Source organism: Paracoccus sp. SM22M-07 (assembly GCF_001887735.1).
Taxonomy (GTDB): domain Bacteria; phylum Pseudomonadota; class Alphaproteobacteria; order Rhodobacterales; family Rhodobacteraceae; genus Paracoccus.
The window spans coordinates 100,301-116,188 of record NZ_JPKW01000002.1 but is presented as its reverse complement, the minus strand read 5'-3'; the positions used below and the strand labels follow the sequence as shown (position 1 = coordinate 116,188).

Sequence of the window (15,888 nt, the reverse complement as noted above, 5' to 3'; positions counted from 1 at the left end):
GTCGGCGGACCGGGTCGCCTCAGCGATCGTCGTCCTCGTCCTCATCCTTGCTGTCGGGCAGGTTGAAGAAGCTTTCGGCATCCAGGGGCACCTCGGGCTTTTCGTCTTCGTCGCGGCTGAGGCTGAAGTTCTCCAGCCCCGCGATCGAGGACGGCAGGCGCGGTTCCTCGGACATCGCCAGCGACGTTTCGGTGCTGACCAGCTTGCGACGTTCGTCGTCGGTCATCACGATGCCTTCGGCGGCGCGCTTCTTGGCGGCCTTCTGAACGGCGGCGTCCAGTTCGGTCTGGCGGCACAGGCCCAGGGCGACCGGGTCGATCGGCTGGATGTTCTGGATGTTCCAGTGGGTCCGTTCGCGGATCGAACCGATGGTCGGCTTGGTCGTGCCCACCAGCTTGGCGATCTGGGCATCGGCCAGTTCCGGGTGGAACTTGACCAGCCACAGGATGGCCGCCGGACGGTCCTGACGCTTGGACAGGGGGGTATAGCGCGGGCCGCGACGCTTTTCCTCGCCTTCCGAGGCGGGGTTGTGCTTGAGGCGCAATTTATAGGTGGGGCTGGCCTCGGCGCGCTCGATCTCGGCTGCGTCCAGCTGCAACGAGGCGATCGGGTCGAAACCCTTCACGCCGGCTGCGACATCGCCATCGGCGATGCCCTGGACCTCAAGCTCGTGCAGACCGCAGAAATCACCGATCTGCTTGAAGCTCAGCGTCGTGTTATCGACCAGCCAGACGGCGGTGGCCTTGGCCATCAGCGGCTTGCTCATGTCAGTCTCCTTCGCATGTCTGTCCCGAACATAGGGGCTTACGCCGGAAAAACGGCTTTGGCGGACGCCATTCCTCGTTCTCGGGGGGGAATTGCCGCGTGATATAGCGTTTCCGGCCCCCGGAGAAAAGAGGATTCGCGCAGATCGCGGGTGCAACGCCCGCGGCATCGCGCTAACCTGCATCCATGCGCGCCTTCATTCCCGCCCTTGCGGCCCTGCTGATCCCCCTGCCCCTGGCGGCCCGCGATATCGCCGGGCAGTTCGATTACTATGTCCTGGCGCTCAGCTGGCAGCCGTCATGGTGCAGCAGCACGGGCGATGACCGCGACGCGACGGAATGCGATGCGGGCACCGGGCGCGACTTCAGCGTCCACGGGCTTTGGCCGCAATATGAACGGGGCTGGCCCGATTACTGCGAGACGCGCGAACGCGATCCGGCGCGGCGCGAAAGCCAGGCCATGGCCGATGTGATGGGGTCCGGCGGGCTTGCCTGGCACCAGTGGCAGAAGCACGGCCGCTGTTCGGGGCTGTCGGCGGCGGATTATTTCCAAGCGACGCGTGACGCGCGGGACGCGATCACCATCCCTGCGGTCTTTGACGACCTGGCCCGAGACATTGCCGTGCCGCCCCCGGTCATCGAGGAGGCCTTCATCGAGGTGAACCCGGACCTGACGCGCGACGCGATCACCGTCGCCTGCCGCGACGACGCCCTGACCGAGGTGCGGATCTGTCTGACCCGCGACCTGCAGCCAAGGGATTGCGCCCCCGATGCCCGCCGCGACTGCAACCGCCGCAGCGTCGTGATGGAATCGGTGCGCTGACCGCCGTTCAGTCGGCTTCGGCGACCTTCAGGACGATCTTGCCGATATGGCCGCTGGATTCCATCCGGCGATGGGCATCGGCCGCGTCGGTCAGGTCGAATTCGCTGTCGATCGTCACCGCCACCGAACCTGCGGCGATCATCGGCCACAGCTTCTTGCGGATCTCGTCGGCGATCTCGGCCTTGGCGACGTCGGACTGGGGCCGCAGGGTCGAACCTGTCACGGTCAGGCGGTTCATCATGATATGGGCAAAGTTCAGTTCGACCTTGGGCCCCTCCAGGAAAGCGATCATCACCAGACGGCCATCCTTGGCCAGGCTGGCGATGTTGCGCGGGATATAGCTGCCGCCCACCATGTCCAGGATCAGGTCGGCACCGCCCGCTCCGGTCAGGACCTTGGTGAAATCCTGCGTCTTGTAGTTGATGGCCGTGGCACCCAGTTCCTCGACCGCCTTGCATTTGTCATCGCTGCCCGCCGTGGCAAAGACGCGCGCGCCAAGCGCATGGGCGATCTGGATGGCCATCATGCCGATGCCCGACGTGCCGCCATGCACCAGGAACCGTTCCCCGCCCGTCAATTGGCCGCGCTGGACGACATTCGACCAGACGGTGAAAGCCGTCTCCGGCAGGCAGGCGCCCTCCTTCATCGAAAGGCCCTCGGGGATGCGCAGCGCGTGGTCGGCGTGGCAGACGGCATATTCGGAATACCCCCCGCCCGGCAGTAGCGCGCAGACCTTCTCGCCCTTCTTCCAGCGCGTGACCCCGGCGCCCATGCCCACGATCTCGCCCGAGGCTTCCAGTCCCGGCAGATCGGATGCCCCCGGCGGCGGCGCATAGGCCCCGGCGCGCTGCAGGCAATCGGGACGGTTGACGCCGGCATAGGCGATCTTGATCAGGATCTGGTCGTGACAGGGAACGGGCACGGGACGCGTCACCTTGCGCAGCACGTCGGGGCCGCCGGCCGAGGCGATCTCGATCGCGGTCATCGAATCAGGGAACATGGTCTCTCCTTAATGGGTCTTGCCGGGCAGCGGTTTGGCGCGGGGCGCCCGGATCCAGCCGAAGGCGGCCTTGGTCAACGCCTCGGCCCCCGGCAGACTACGCAGACGCGCCTTGATGGTTTCAAAATTCATCACCCCGTCGATGCGGCGGTCGATGAAGGCGCGGGTATCGGCATGGTCGGGCGAATCGTCGCCCAGCCAGAACAGCACGCTGGCCGAGATCACCGCCGACAGCGTCACCCGCTTGGAATACCAGTTCACGTCATCGGCCCGATCGCCCAGCCCCGTCCAGATGACATCGGCGGTTTCCCAGACCAGCCGCGCGGCAAGGGCGGCGTTCTGCGGCAGCGCCAGCGTCGATGCGCCCGCGCGCACCAGTTCCGGATCGACCAGATGCAGCCGGCGCCAGAGGGCTTGGGCCACACGGTCGCGGAACCGTCCCTCGGGCGGGGATTCGGCCAGCGATTCCCGCAATTTGCGATCCGCGCGCCGGTGATAGGCGGCGGCAAGCCCCGCGCCCCCTTGGGGGAAATGCACCCGCACCAGCGCGGGCGACATGCCGATGTCGCGGGCGCCCGCCATCAGGGCAATGTCGTTCATGCCCTCGAAAGGGACATGGGTCAGGGCGGCATCAAGAAGGGCTTCCTGGTCGGTCTGGGTCATGGCACACCTATCTGGACAAACGCGCCCACGGCTGTTAGGGGGACGCTTCCTGCAATCTTGCAACTCTAACCTAGGAAGGTGGTGACAACCACATGCAGGTCAATGTTCGCGACAACAACGTCGAGCAAGCGCTCCGCGCCCTGAAGAAGAAACTTCAGCGCGAAGGTGTCTTCCGTGAAATGAAGCTTCGGCAACATTTCGAGAAGCCGTCGGTCAAGAAAGCCCGTGAAAAGGCCGAGGCCGTTCGCCGTGCCCGCAAGCTGGCCCGTAAAAAGGCACAGCGCGAAGGCGCACTGTAAGACGACGCGTTCAGCGTTATCGAAAAACCCCCGCGGCACCATGTCGCGGGGGTTTTGCTTTGTGATCACAGCGCATTGCGGGGCATCGGCAGCGTGCCGCGGTTGTAATCGGTCCAATCGGTAATCTCGGGGTAGAACTGCTTGCGCCAAGCGCGCACGCGGGGGTTCATCCGACGCCGCCAGAGGGGCGGGACCATCGCGATGAAGGTCATCGTCGGATAGCCGCGCGGCAATTGCGGGGCTTGGTCCTGGCCATAAGTCTGCAGCAGGGGAAAGCGGCGGTCGGGTTTGTAATGGTGGTCCGAATGGCGCTGCAGATTGATCAGCAGCCAGTTCGACGCCTTGTGGCTGGCATTCCAGCTGTGCCGCGGCAGGATATGTTCATAGCGCCCATCCCCCAGATGCTTGCGCGACAGGCCGTAATGTTCGACGTAATTCGTCAGCTCCAGCTGCCAGACAGCGATGAAGGCCTGAAAGGCGAACAGCCCCAGCCCCGCCCATCCGCCCAAGATCAGCGCCAGTACCAGCATGGCCAGTTGCAGCGCCGCATAGCGCCAGAACGGGTTGCGCCGGTCCAGCGGGCTGCGTCCGGCGCGGGCCAACATGCGGGTTTCGGCCCGCCATGCGCTGCGCGGACCATCGGCCAGAACCCGGATGAAGAACCGATAGAAGCCTTCGTTATAGCGGGCCGAAACCGCATCGCGCGGGGTCGAGACCCAGGAATGATGCACCAGCAGGTGTTCCGTCCTGAAATGCGAATAAAGCACGCTGGCCAGCAGCAGATCGCCCAGCCAGCGCTCCAGCGCGGTCTTCTGGTGCAGCAGTTCGTGGGCATAGACGATGCCGATGCTGCCCGACAGGACGCCGATGCCAAAGAACAGGCCCAGCTGTTCCCAGCCCGACAGGTGGCCCGTCGCCCGGACATACCAGATCGACCCGAAGATTGCCGCGAATTGCAGCGGAAACCAGATGATGGTGATGGCGCGATGCCAGAACAGCCGCGCGGTGTCGGTCTGCGGATCGGGGTTTTCCCGGTTCAACCCCAGGATGCTGTCCAGCACCGTCGTCAGGTACCACGCGTAAAACGGCAGCAGCGCCCACCACATCCCCCCGTTGACCGCCGCCAGCACCACCAGCGGGATCATCAGGATGGACAGCCAGAAGGGTGCTGCGGCGGGAAGGTTTCCGACGGGTGACTCGCTCATGCCGCGATGCTACGCGGCGATTTCGCTTTGCGCCATATCCCAGACCTTGCGCATCAGCCCCGGCAGGGCATCGCGGTCGATCTGACGCAGGGGAATCAGCTGGCCGCGTTCGGGATTGCCGGTCAGATCGCCGATCATCACCGTCAGGGTCAGGCTGAAATGGGTAAAGACATGGCGCACATCGCCGATGGGGCGCCAGTCCGCCGGGCCGGGGGGCGGCAGGTCGCGCCCGTCCCACCCCGCCGAGGGGAAGCCCGTCGTCCCCCCCAGCAGGCCCTTGGCCGGCCGTTCCTCCAGCAGGATGCGGTCGCCGCTGCGCGCGATCCAGGCGATGCCGCCGCGTTCGGGCTTGGGGGCCTTGGGGGTCTTGGCGGGCAGGTCGGCGGCGATGCCCTGCGCGCGGGCATCGCAGGATGCGGTCAGGGGGCAGATGACGCAGGCGGGCTTGCGCGGGGTACAGATCGTCGCGCCCAGATCCATCATCGCCTGCGCGTAATCGCCGGGGCGGGTTCGGGGCGTCAGGGTCTCGGCCAGGGCCGTCAGTTCCGGCTTGGCCCGCGGCAGGGGCGTGCGAACCGCGAACAGCCGCGACACCACGCGTTCGACGTTTCCATCCACCACGGTTTCCGGCAGGTCGAAGGCGATCGCCGCCACCGCCGCCGAGGTATAGGCCCCCACCCCCGGCAGGTCGCGCAGGCCGTCGCGCGTGTCGGGAAAACCGCCGCGTTCGGCCACGACCCGCGCGCAGGCCAGCAGGTTGCGGGCACGGGCGTAATATCCCAGGCCCGCCCATTCGCCCATCACCTGCGCATCGGGCGCCGCGGCCAGGTCCTGGACGGTGGGCCAGATGCGCGTAAATCGAAGGAAGTATTCCTTGACGGCCGCGACGGTTGTCTGTTGCAACATCACCTCGGACAACCACACGCGATAGGGGTCGGCGGGCGCGCCGCCCGGCGGCACGCGCCATGGCAAAACGCGGGCATGGCGGTCGTACCAGTCCAGCAGCGTTTCTGCGATCACCTTGCTGTCACGCAATTATGTGGCCTCGTGTGAATGGGTGCGCTTTCATCCTTGCCTTTGGCTGGCTAAGACTATGGGCGTGATAACAGATCATGGAACGATGGCACAGGCACCCGGACCCACATATTCCAAGACCCGTCGTCGCAGCCGCGGCTTTCAGGCGGCGTCATCGCTGCTGGCCACCCGTGTCCAGAAGGCGGCCGAGGGTCGCGGCTTTGCCGTCGCCCGCCTGCTGACCCATTGGCCCGAGATCGCCGGCCCCCAGCTGGCCGCCGCCACCCGCCCCGTCAAGATCAGCCACAGCCGTGGTGCCTTCGGGGCGACGCTGACCCTGCTGACGACCGGCCCCATGGCACCGATGGTGGAGATGCAGCTGCCGACGCTGCGCGACAAGGTGAATGCCTGCTATGGCTATAACGCCATCCAGCGCATCACGCTGACCCAGACCGCCGCCAGCGGCTTTGCCGAAGGCCATGCCAGCTTTTCCCACGCGCCGAAGCCCCCCAAGGCCCCCGACCCCACCACGGTCGCCCAGGCCGACAGCATCGGCGCGCAGTTCACCGACCCGACATTGGCGCAGGCCATGGCCACGCTGGCCCTGAACGTCGCCACCAGACAATCCCGCAAGCCCTGATCCGACAAGACCCGAAAGGACTTCCCATGTTTCTCCGCTCTGCCGTGACCGTTTTCGCGCTGGCCCTGGCCGCCCCCGTGATGGCGCAGGATGCCCCCGAAACCCTGCCCGACATCGCCCTGGGCGCCGAGGATGCGCCCCTGACCATCGTCGAATATGCCAGCTTCACCTGCGGGCATTGCGCCAATTTCCACAAGGATGTCTTTCCGCAGCTGAAGGCGGATTACATCGACACCGGCAAGGTCAAGTTCGTCCAGCGCGACATCTATTTCGACCAGCCCGGCCTCTGGGCAGGCATCATGGCCCGTTGCGGCGAGGGCGAGAAGTTCTATCCCGTCGCCGACATGCTGTTCGACGAACAGCAGGAATGGCTGTCGGGCGGTTCGGGCGACGAAGTGGCCGCGAACCTGCGCAAGATCGGCCTGAAGGCCGGCATGACCGATGACCAGATGACCGCCTGCTGGGACGACACCGCCAAGGTGGAACAGCTGATCGCGACCTTCCAGGAAAACGCCAAGGCCGACGATATCCAGGCGACCCCGACCTTCATCATCGGCGGCGACACCGTGCCGAACCAGGCCTGGGACAGCATGAAGGAGATCATCGACACCAAGCTGGCCGAAGCCGACACCGGAACGGAAGCCGCCGATCAGTGACGACCCCGCTGGCCGGCCTGAAGGTCGTCGAACTTGCGCGCATCCTGGCCGGCCCCTGGGCCGGTCAGATCCTGGCCGATCTGGGCGCGCAGGTCATCAAGGTCGAATCCCCCCAAGGTGATGACACGCGCCGTTGGGGGCCGCCCTTCATCGACCATCAGGGCGACCGCAGTGCCGCCTATTTCCATGCCGCCAATCGCGGCAAGCAGTCGGTCGTCGCGGATTTCACCACCCCGCAGGGGCAGCAGAAGGTCCGCGACCTGATCGCCGACGCCGATATCCTGATCGAGAATTTCAAGGTCGGCGGGCTGGCCAAATACGGGCTGGACCATGCCAGCCTGTCGGCGCTGAACCCCCGGCTGATCTATTGCAGCGTGACGGGGTTCGGGCAGACCGGCCCCTATGCCCATCGGGCGGGCTATGATTTCATCATCCAGGGCATGTCAGGCATGATGAGCGTGACGGGCGACCCCGCGGGCCAGCCCCAGAAGGTCGGCGTCGCGGTCACCGACATCTTCACCGGCGTCTATGCCGCGGTCGGCATCCTGGCCGCGCTGCATCAGCGCCAGCGGACCGGGCGCGGTCAGCATGTCGACATGGCGCTGATGGACGTGGCGACCTCGGTCATGGCCAATCAGGCGATGAATTACCTGACGACGGGGAAGGTGCCGGGGCGGATGGGCAATGCCCACCCCAACCTTGTGCCCTATGCCGTCTTCGACTGTACGGATGGCTGGATCATCATCGCGACCGGCAACGACGCGCAATATCGCAGGCTCTGCACGGTGCTGGGCCTGCCCGCGCTGGCCGATGCGCCGGCCTATGCGACCAATGCCGACCGCATCGCCAACCGCGACACGCTCAGCGCTCTCTTGTCCTCGGTCACCGTCACCTGGCCGCGCGACCGGCTGTTGGCCGCGCTGGAGGATCAGGGCATCCCCGCCGGTCCCATCAACGACATGGCCGATGTCTTTGCCGATCCGCAGGTGATCGCCCGCAAGATGCGCATCGATCCCCAGGGCGTGCCGGGACTGCGCCTGCCGATCACCTTTTCGGATGCGGAACTGTCGCTGGACCGGGCATCGCCCGGCCTTGGACAGGACGACTGACGGTCCCTTCCCGACGGGATCGTTGATTTCCGCCCGCCGTCGCGGCAATCTGCGCATGCGGCAATGTGCCGCGAAGCTTGGCAGGGACAGAGGCAGCATGTTTTCGGAATTCAAGACCTTCATTGCCCGCGGCAATGTCGTCGAACTGGCGGTCGGCATCATCATCGGCGCGGCCTTCACCGCGATCGTCAACTCGGTCGTGGTCGACCTGATCAACCCGATCATCGGGTTGCTGACCGGGGGCGTCGATTTCACCGACAAATACGTGGTTCTGTCCGGCGAGGTTCCCGCCGGCGCCAGCCTCGAGGTCGCGCGCACATCCGGCGCGGCCATTTTCGCCTATGGCGCCTTCGCCATGGCGGTCCTCAACTTCCTGATCATCGCCTGGGTGGTCTTCCTGATCGTGCGCATGGTCAACAAGCTGCAATCGCGCATCGTCCCCGCCAAACAGGCCGCCGAGGAAGCCCCCGCGGGCCCCAGCCAGGAAGAACTGCTGGCCCAGATCCGCGACCTTCTGGCCGCGCGGGCCTGATCGGATCATCCGACCGGCAAGGGGCCGCGCCGCATGACGCGACGCGGCCCCTTCGCATCACTGACCCAACAAGGCTTCCGGCGTGATCGCGTCCAGCCCCAGGGCCTGCCCCACCGGGACCGAAGTCAGCTGCCCCTCATGCGTCGACAGCCCGGCACGCAGATGCGAGTCATCCATGATCGCCTGACGCCACCCCTTGTCGGCCAAGGCCAGCAGATGCGGCATGGTGACGTTCCCAAGGGCCTGTGTGGCGGTGCGGGCCACCGCGCCCGGCATGTTGGCCACGCAGTAATGCACGATCCCGTCGACCTCATAGATCGGGTCCTGGTGGGTCGTGGCGCGCGAGGTCTCGAAACAGCCGCCCTGATCGATGGCCACGTCCACCAGCACCGATCCCTGCGGCATCAGCGACAGCTGCGCCCGGCTGACCAGCTTGGGCGCGGCGGCACCGGGGATCAGCACCGCGCCGATGACCATGTCGGCGGTGGCGATGGCGGCCTCGGTCGCGGCGGCGCTGGCGAATTGCGTGGTCAGCTTTCCCATGAAGATGTCGTCCAGATAGGACAGGCGCGGCACCGACCGGTCCATGACCGTCACGTTCGCGCCCATGCCGACGGCCACACGGGCCGCCGCCGCACCGACGACGCCGCCGCCGATGATGACGACATTCGCGGGACGCACGCCCGGTACGCCACCCATCAGAACGCCGCGCCCGCCATTGGCCTTTTGCAAGGCCCAGGACCCGACCTGCGGGGCCAGGCGGCCTGCGACCTCGGACATGGGCGCCAGCAGGGGCAGCCCGCCGCGTGCATCGGTCACGGTCTCATAGGCGATGGCGGTGACGCCGCTGTCCAGCAGGTCGCGGGTCTGGTCGGCATCGGGCGCCAGGTGCAGATAGGTGAACAGGATCTGGCCCTTGCGCAGCATCTTGCGTTCGCCGGCCTGCGGTTCCTTGACCTTGATGACCAGATCCGCCGCATCAAAGACCGAAGCCGCGTCGGGCGCGATCTTTGCGCCGGCTTTCAGGTAATCCTCGTCGGTGAAACCCGCACCGATCCCGGCGCCGGACTGGACCAGCACCTGATGACCGCGGCCCACGGCCTCGGTCGCGGCGGCGGGGGTCAGGCCGACGCGGAATTCCTGCGGCTTGATTTCCTTGGGGCATCCGATCTTCATGGCACTCCTCCCAGAGTTCTTGATGACCCATCCTGCGACGAAGCCGCGCGAATGTGCTGCGAAGCTTTGGCCTGCATGGCGGCGCTGGTCGAAGATTTCACTGGAATACCCTGCCCTTATCGAAGAACCTGCGGCCATGGCCGAACTTGACGCAATAGACCGACGAATCCTTGCCCTTCTTCAATCCGAAGGGCGAATCAGCAATGCCGAACTGGCGCTGCGCGTCCACCTGTCGCCATCGGCCTGCCACCGGCGCGTGCAGCGGCTGGAGGAGGCGGGCGTCATCTCGGGCTATGTCGCACTGCTGGATGCGCGGGCGCTGCGCCGCCAGACGACCGTCTTCGTCGAAATCACCCTGTCAGGCCAGGCGGATGAGGTTCTGGACGCCTTCGAAAAGGGCGTGCGTGCCATTCCCGACGTTCTGGAATGCCACCTGATGGCGGGCACGGCCGATTATCTGCTGAAGATCGTGGTCGAGGATACCGACGATTTCGCCCGCATCCACCGCCAGCACCTGTCGCGCCTGCCGGGCGTGGCGCAGATGCATTCCAGCTTTGCCCTGCGGACCGTGTTCCGCACCACCGCCATCCCGGTCTGACCCCTGTGAAAGGACCCGCCATCCGGGGATGGCGGGTCAAGGTGGCCCCGCCAGTATGGCAGATGCGGGGCGTCGGCGAACGGGAATGGCTCAGTTCGGGCGGGCCGTGTCGCCCTCCATCTCGGCACGGATCTGCTGGCGCAGGATGTCCAGCGGGATCATCTTGCCCTCGCGCCGGAAATGCCAATAGGTCCAGCCATTGCAGCTGGGCGCGCCTTCCAGCGCGGCGCCCACCTGATGGATGCTGCCCTTGACGTCATTGCCGATCAGGCTGCCATCGGCGCGCACGCGGGCCTTGTGCCGATTGCCGATGGAAAACAACTCCTCTCCGGCGCGCAGCATGCCGCGTTCGATCACCTGGCCGAAGGGGATGCGCGGTTCGGCCCGCTTGGCGCGCGTGGTGGCGATCACCTCGGCATCCAGGCGGCGGGTGCGTTCCAGACGCTTGGTCGCCGCCTCGCGATAGGCTTCCTCGCGCTCGATGCCGATGAAATCGCGGCCCAGCATCTTGGCGACCGCGCCCGTGGTGCCGGTGCCGAAGAACGGGTCCAGCACCACGTCGCCGGGATTGGTCGTGCCGATGATGACGCGGTGCAGCAGCGCCTCGGGCTTCTGGGTCGGGTGGGCCTTGTCGCCCTTGCCGTCCTTCAGCCTTTCGCCGCCATTGCAGATCGGGATGACCCAATCGCTGCGCATCTGCGTGCCTTCGTTCAGCGATTTCAGCGCCTCGTAGTTGAAGGTGTATTTCGACGTCTCGGACTTGGCGGCCCAGATCAGCGTCTCATGCGCATTGGTCAGACGCTTGCCTCGGAAATTCGGCATCGGGTTCGACTTGCGCCAGATCACGTCGTTCATGATCCAGAAACCCTGGTTCTGAATCTCGGCGCCGACGCGAAAGATGTTGTGATAGCTGCCGATCACCCAGATCGCCCCGTTGGGCTTCAGCAGGCGGCGCGCGGCGGCCAGCCAGTCGCGGGTGAAGGTGTCGTAGATGGCAAAGCTGGCGAACTGGTCCCAATGGTCGTCGACCGCATCGACCTTGGAATTGTCGGGCCGGTGCAGGTCGCCCTTCAGCTGCAGATTATAGGGCGGATCGGCGAAAATCAGGTCGACGCTGGCCTCGGGAAGGGCATTCATCACCTCGATGCAGTCGCCGGCCAGAATCTGGTTCAGCGGCAGCGACGGCGGCACGGAATCCGCGCGCGGGCTTCTGGTTTTCGTCATTTTCTGCCTCTGGGAACGCCGGCTTTGACCGATCTGGTGATCCCTCAAAATGATTCAGACGCGAATCGGCGTCAATTTGTTTTTTGAATCAATTGCTTGGCAGCGGGGATTTACACAAGATGTTGTGGACGGGCTTGAAGCTGCGCCTATGATGTGGGGTCACGCCCAAGTCCAGCAGCGCCTTTTTATGCGCCGGGGTGGGGTATCCGGCGTTCACCTCCCACCCGTAACCGGGATAGTGTTGCGCCAAATCCTCCATGATGCGGTCGCGCAGGACCTTCGCCAGGATGGAGGCCGCGGCGATCGTCACGCTTCGCGCGTCACCCTTGACGATGGCTTCGGCAGGCAGGCCCAGGTCGCGCGGCAGCTTGTTTCCATCGACCAGCACGTGATCGGGCCGCTGTTTCAGCCCCGCCACCGCCCGGCACATCGCCAGATGCGAGGCGTGATAGATGTTCAGCCGGTCGATCTCCTCGACGCCGACATGGGCCACCGACCAGTCGCAATTCTGCGTCAGCCAGTCGAACAGCTCGTTCCGGCGTTTGGCCGACAGCTTCTTGGAATCGTTCAGTCCGGGGGGGATCATGTCCGGGTCCAGGATCACCGCCGCGGCCGTCACCGGGCCGCACAGGGGACCGCGCCCGACCTCGTCCACGCCGGCGACATGGCGCGCGCCCCGCGCGATGGCCGCCGCCTCAAAGCTGAAATCGGGGCCGTTCATCGGTCGAAGACCACCGGCGGGATGGTCACCTCCTGCAGGTTCACGCCGTCCCCCTCGCGGTCGACGACCAGGAAATCGGCGGCGTTGTCCAGCGGCGTCAGCACCCCGTGCCAGACGCCGGCGCGCAGGTTCACCCCCACACCCGAGGGCACCAGGAAACCGCGCGGCGTGCCGGGGCGGCCATCCACGTCTGGGGCCACCACCGAAAGCCACGCCCCCTGCCCCATCGGCATGAAGGCCTGCGACCCAAGCGGATGGCGTTCCAGCAGCGCGCATTCATAGGGCAGGCTGACCGGATCGGACCGGAAGATGCTGATGATGGCTTCGCCGCCGTGGCGTTCGACGGTCGCCAGCGCGTGATGGCGTTCGCAGCGCCCCGCATTGATCATGCGATCGGGCGCGGGTTTCGGGGCCAGCACATCGCCAAAGGGGGCGAAAGCGTCGGCGGTCAGGGGTTCGATGCGGATCTGGGTCATGACATTCTCCTGTCGGCGGTCTATCGCGCCCCGGCCAGCCCGTCGAGGATATGCGTCATCATCTGCCGGCGCGCGTGGGCGTCGCGCAGATGGGCGGCCTCGGTCCGGGCGGCGCGGGACATGGCCTTGCATTCGGCGGGATGGGACCGCGCCCAGTCCAGCTTGTCCAGAATGTCGGTGCCGTACCGTTCGACCGGGATGAAGTGTTCCCAAGGGCGGAAGCGACCGGAATAAAAGACCTGCCAGCCGTCATCTTCGGCGAACAGCACCGATTGACTGTCCAGCGCCGAGATGAAGTTCGACCCGTGATCATATCCGGTCAGGCACAGCTGGTACCGGAAGCGCTGGAAGAAGGCCCGCCCCCGCCTTGGCCCGCAATAGGGCGCCAGCAGCGGGTCCTGGGCGAAATGGCGATAGGCGAAGGCCATCACCACCCCGATGTCGAAATCGGGATGCCCCATGAAGCGGCGCACGAAGTTCAGGCGGCTGGTCCGGCACAGGCCCTGCCACGCCGCGTCGCGGGCATCCGCATTGTCGCCCGCCTGCAACAGCTGCGCCAGCCAGACATGGGATGCGGGGCCGGGACGCACGCCTTCGCGCATCTCATTCCCCGAGATCATGCCCCGCCAGACGATCCGGTCTTCCTTGTCGTCAAAGCCGGTCGGGTCGGGGGCGGCGGCCGGATCAAAGCCCGGCAACCCGATCGCGTGCTGGTCGGGCAAGGGCCACAGGACCGGCCCCACCGCGCCGGCGCGCCGGTTGTGACACAGCACAGGCCGGTCCGGGGCCGCCCCCTGCGGCGACCCCATCCAGCGCGAATCCTCCATGTCGATGCAGACCGGATCGCGGCGGCCAAGGCGCAGGATGTCGTTGATGACACCCTCGGCGCGGATGACCTTGAAGTGGCGCCCTTCGGGGCCGGTGGCGACGGGGGTGCCGCCCTGCGGGGTGTGCACCGCGACCTGGCGCACGCCACCCTTGACCAGGTCACGGACCAGCGGCCCGCCATCCCATGTGCAGGCATAGCCCGAAAACCCCTGCGTGCCGCCACCCGGCCCGGGCCGCCCACCCTGCAGGCAGAACGCGGCGACATCGGCGGCCCAATCCCTGGGGGCCCGGGGGCGGTCCTGTGCGCGATCGTACAAGGCCAGCATCGCCGTTTCGATCGCTGACCCCGTGGGGGTGGGCCATTGCGCGAAAGGCAGGTGCGACATCGGCAGCATCGGATCGATCCGGGCGGCCAGCGTCGCGGGGTCCTCCTGCGGCAGGTCCACCACGATCAGCCGGGGATCATCGCCGAAATGATCCAGCACCGCCTGCTGATGCGCGGCCAGTTCCGCCCGCCACAGATCCGGCAGGGCCAGTTCGTCGACATTGCGGTGAAAGGCGTGACAGCGGGCGACGGCGCCTTCGTCGCGGGTCAGGCGTTCAATCACCCATTGGTCGGGATCGGGGCGCGTCAGGATGAAGCGGGCATGGGGGATCCGGCGGGCCAGATGCGCAAAGCAGCGCCATGCCTCCAGCGGGGGGCGCCAATGGGGGGCGGCCCGCCACAGCCCCGCGAACAGGCGGATGCCCGGACGCTGGCGCAAAGGGCGCTGATCGCGGCTTTCGGCAAAGATGATCTCGGACGCCAGGGCGCCCTTTTCGTGGCAGACGGTCTTGTAGCCGTTGGCCGCGAACAGCCGCACCAGCGCCTCATCGGCCACGCCGTCGGGGCCGATATGGATGAAGACCGGCTTGGGCATCGCCCTACTGCGCCATCTGCGCGCGCCGTGGCAGCAGGATGGTCAGCAGGCCCAGCACCGGCAGGACCGAGCAGAGCTGGAAGACGGTCTGGATGCCGACGCGATCGGCCAGCAGGCCAAGCGCCGCCGCCGCGATCCCGCCCATGCCGAAGGAAAAGCCGAAGAAGATCCCCGCGATGGTGCCCGTCCGCCCCGGCACCAGTTCCTGGGCAAAGACCACGATGGCCGGAAAGGCCGAGGCCAGGATCAGCCCGATCACCACCGCCAGCGCCCCCGTGGCCTGCAGCCCGACATGCGGCAGCGCCAGCGTGAAGGGCAGCACCCCCAGGATCGACACCCAGATCACAGTCAGCGGCCCAACCCGGTCGCCGATGATCCCGCCCAGCATGACGCCCCCGGCCATGCCCAGCAGGAACAGGAACAGCATGATCTGGGACGCCTGGGTGCCAAGGTCGAATTTCTCGATGGTGAAGAAGGTGAAATAGCTGCTCATGGATGCGGTATAGATGTTCTTGGTGAACACCAGGATCGTCAGAACCAGGATGGCCCGCATGACGACCGGCCGGGGCAGGCGCAGGGTGGTGTCGGGGCGGGCGGCGCTGGCCTTGCGACGATCCTCGGCCCAGGCCCCCACATGCCACAGCATCGCGGCGCCCAGGGCCGCGGCCACCGCGAACCAAGCCACCGCCGGACGCCCCAACGGCACCACGATGAAGGCCGCCAGCAAGGGCCCCAGCGACTGGCCGAAATTGCCGCCCAGCTGGAACAGCGACTGCGCCGTGCCGAACCGCCCCCCTGACGCCAGCCGCGCCACGCGCGAACTTTCGGGATGAAACACCGCCGAGCCGATGCCGATCATCATGGCGCCGACAAGCAACATCTGGTAATGTGTCGCGAAGGCCAGCAACAACACCCCGCAGAAGGTCGACCCCATCCCAAGGGGCAGCGATCGCGGCTGGGGACGCCGATCCGTCGCGATTCCGATCAGCGGCTGCAGAAGCGATGCGGTCAACTGGAAGGCGAACGTCATCACCCCGATCTGGGCATAGCTGAGGTCGAATTCATTGCGCAGCAACGGATAGATCGCCGACAGCATGGACTGCATCACGTCATTGATCATGTGGCACAGGCTGATTGCCAGGAGGATGCCCCAGGTGGTGGTGGGTGAACCAAATCCCGCAACGCCCGCAATGGGGGTTTTCACCTGCTGCATCATGCCGCCTCCGATCCTGTGCAGAGC

18 protein-coding genes are annotated in these 15,888 nt (G+C 66.3%); 7 read left to right on the top strand and 11 right to left on the bottom strand.

All coding sequences use genetic code 11. The annotated features are described in order from the left end of the window. Positions 1-19: 19 nt before the first annotated feature. A complete protein-coding gene (locus IE00_RS03850; protein ID WP_072295764.1) occupies positions 20-766 on the bottom strand; it encodes a DUF1013 domain-containing protein in 747 nt (248 codons plus the stop codon). A 185-nt stretch (positions 767-951) separates the two neighbouring features. On the opposite strand from IE00_RS03850, the gene IE00_RS03845 reads away from it, so the two are divergent. Next, positions 952-1,587, top strand: coding sequence for a ribonuclease T2 (locus IE00_RS03845; protein ID WP_072295763.1), 636 nt, complete (start codon positions 952-954; stop codon positions 1,585-1,587). A 7-nt stretch (positions 1,588-1,594) separates the two neighbouring features. On the opposite strand, the gene IE00_RS03840 is transcribed toward IE00_RS03845, so the two are convergent. Together IE00_RS03840 and IE00_RS03835 are read right to left on the bottom strand one after the other, a co-directional pair. After that, positions 1,595-2,587 (bottom strand): NAD(P)H-quinone oxidoreductase, encoded by a 993-nt coding sequence (locus IE00_RS03840; RefSeq protein WP_072295762.1) that lies wholly within the window; start codon positions 2,585-2,587, stop codon positions 1,595-1,597. A 9-nt stretch (positions 2,588-2,596) separates the two neighbouring features. Then, positions 2,597-3,250, bottom strand: a complete 654-nt coding sequence (locus IE00_RS03835) for a COQ9 family protein (RefSeq protein WP_072295761.1) — start codon at positions 3,248-3,250, stop codon at positions 2,597-2,599. 92 nt (positions 3,251-3,342) lie between these two features. On the opposite strand from IE00_RS03835, the gene rpsU reads away from it, so the two are divergent. Continuing rightward, positions 3,343-3,549 (top strand): 30S ribosomal protein S21, encoded by a 207-nt coding sequence (rpsU, locus tag IE00_RS03830; protein WP_022705914.1) that lies wholly within the window; start codon positions 3,343-3,345, stop codon positions 3,547-3,549. Between the two features lie 65 nt (positions 3,550-3,614). Here rpsU and IE00_RS03825 read toward each other — a convergent pair whose 3' ends face one another. Together IE00_RS03825 and IE00_RS03820 are read right to left on the bottom strand one after the other, a co-directional pair. Next, positions 3,615-4,754 (bottom strand): alkane 1-monooxygenase, encoded by a 1,140-nt coding sequence (locus IE00_RS03825; protein WP_072295760.1) that lies wholly within the window; start codon positions 4,752-4,754, stop codon positions 3,615-3,617. A 9-nt stretch (positions 4,755-4,763) separates the two neighbouring features. Next, positions 4,764-5,789, bottom strand: coding sequence for an A/G-specific adenine glycosylase (locus IE00_RS03820; RefSeq protein ID WP_072295759.1), 1,026 nt, complete (start codon positions 5,787-5,789; stop codon positions 4,764-4,766). Positions 5,790-5,874: 85 nt separating this feature from the next. On the opposite strand from IE00_RS03820, the gene IE00_RS03815 reads away from it, so the two are divergent. From IE00_RS03815 to mscL, 4 genes are all read left to right on the top strand, one after another. Next, positions 5,875-6,408 (top strand): DUF721 domain-containing protein, encoded by a 534-nt coding sequence (locus IE00_RS03815; protein ID WP_072295758.1) that lies wholly within the window; start codon positions 5,875-5,877, stop codon positions 6,406-6,408. Positions 6,409-6,434: 26 nt separating this feature from the next. Then, complete coding sequence (locus IE00_RS03810; protein ID WP_072295757.1) at positions 6,435-7,064, top strand: DsbA family protein; 630 nt, start codon at positions 6,435-6,437, stop codon at positions 7,062-7,064. Continuing rightward, on the top strand, positions 7,061-8,173 hold the full coding sequence (locus IE00_RS03805; protein ID WP_072295756.1) for a CaiB/BaiF CoA-transferase family protein: 1,113 nt from the start codon (positions 7,061-7,063) through the stop codon (positions 8,171-8,173). Before IE00_RS03810 ends, IE00_RS03805 begins: the two co-directional genes overlap by 4 nt. A 97-nt stretch (positions 8,174-8,270) precedes the next feature. Next, on the top strand, positions 8,271-8,705 hold the full coding sequence (gene mscL, locus IE00_RS03800; RefSeq protein ID WP_072295755.1) for a large conductance mechanosensitive channel protein MscL: 435 nt from the start codon (positions 8,271-8,273) through the stop codon (positions 8,703-8,705). A 57-nt stretch (positions 8,706-8,762) separates the two neighbouring features. On the opposite strand, the gene ald is transcribed toward mscL, so the two are convergent. Then, positions 8,763-9,881 (bottom strand): alanine dehydrogenase, encoded by a 1,119-nt coding sequence (ald, locus tag IE00_RS03795; RefSeq protein WP_072295754.1) that lies wholly within the window; start codon positions 9,879-9,881, stop codon positions 8,763-8,765. A gap of 136 nt (positions 9,882-10,017) precedes the next feature. Here ald and IE00_RS03790 point away from each other — a divergent pair, with 136 nt between their 5' ends. After that, the gene (locus IE00_RS03790; protein ID WP_072295970.1) at positions 10,018-10,479 is read left to right on the top strand and encodes an Lrp/AsnC family transcriptional regulator; all 462 of its coding nucleotides are present in this window, start codon (positions 10,018-10,020) and stop codon (positions 10,477-10,479) included. Positions 10,480-10,569: 90 nt separating this feature from the next. On the opposite strand, the gene IE00_RS03785 is transcribed toward IE00_RS03790, so the two are convergent. The 5 genes from IE00_RS03785 to IE00_RS03765 all read right to left on the bottom strand — a co-directional run bounded on the left by IE00_RS03785 (position 10,570) and on the right by IE00_RS03765 (position 15,861). Then, positions 10,570-11,703 carry a site-specific DNA-methyltransferase gene (locus tag IE00_RS03785; RefSeq protein ID WP_072295753.1) on the bottom strand — a complete coding sequence of 378 codons (1,134 nt, stop codon included), beginning with the start codon at positions 11,701-11,703 and terminating at the stop codon, positions 10,570-10,572. Between the two features lie 88 nt (positions 11,704-11,791). After that, the gene (locus tag IE00_RS03780) at positions 11,792-12,424 is read right to left on the bottom strand and encodes a ribonuclease HII (RefSeq protein WP_072295752.1); all 633 of its coding nucleotides are present in this window, start codon (positions 12,422-12,424) and stop codon (positions 11,792-11,794) included. Then, positions 12,421-12,900 (bottom strand): ureidoglycolate lyase, encoded by a 480-nt coding sequence (locus IE00_RS03775; protein ID WP_072295751.1) that lies wholly within the window; start codon positions 12,898-12,900, stop codon positions 12,421-12,423. Before IE00_RS03775 ends, IE00_RS03780 begins: the two co-directional genes overlap by 4 nt. Positions 12,901-12,920: 20 nt before the next feature. Beyond that, positions 12,921-14,648: a glycosyl transferase family 90 gene (locus tag IE00_RS03770; RefSeq protein WP_072295750.1), complete on the bottom strand. Its 1,728-nt coding sequence runs from the start codon at positions 14,646-14,648 to the stop codon at positions 12,921-12,923. Positions 14,649-14,652: 4 nt separating this feature from the next. Next, complete coding sequence (locus IE00_RS03765; protein WP_072295969.1) at positions 14,653-15,861, bottom strand: MFS transporter; 1,209 nt, start codon at positions 15,859-15,861, stop codon at positions 14,653-14,655. Positions 15,862-15,888: the final 27 nt, after the last annotated feature.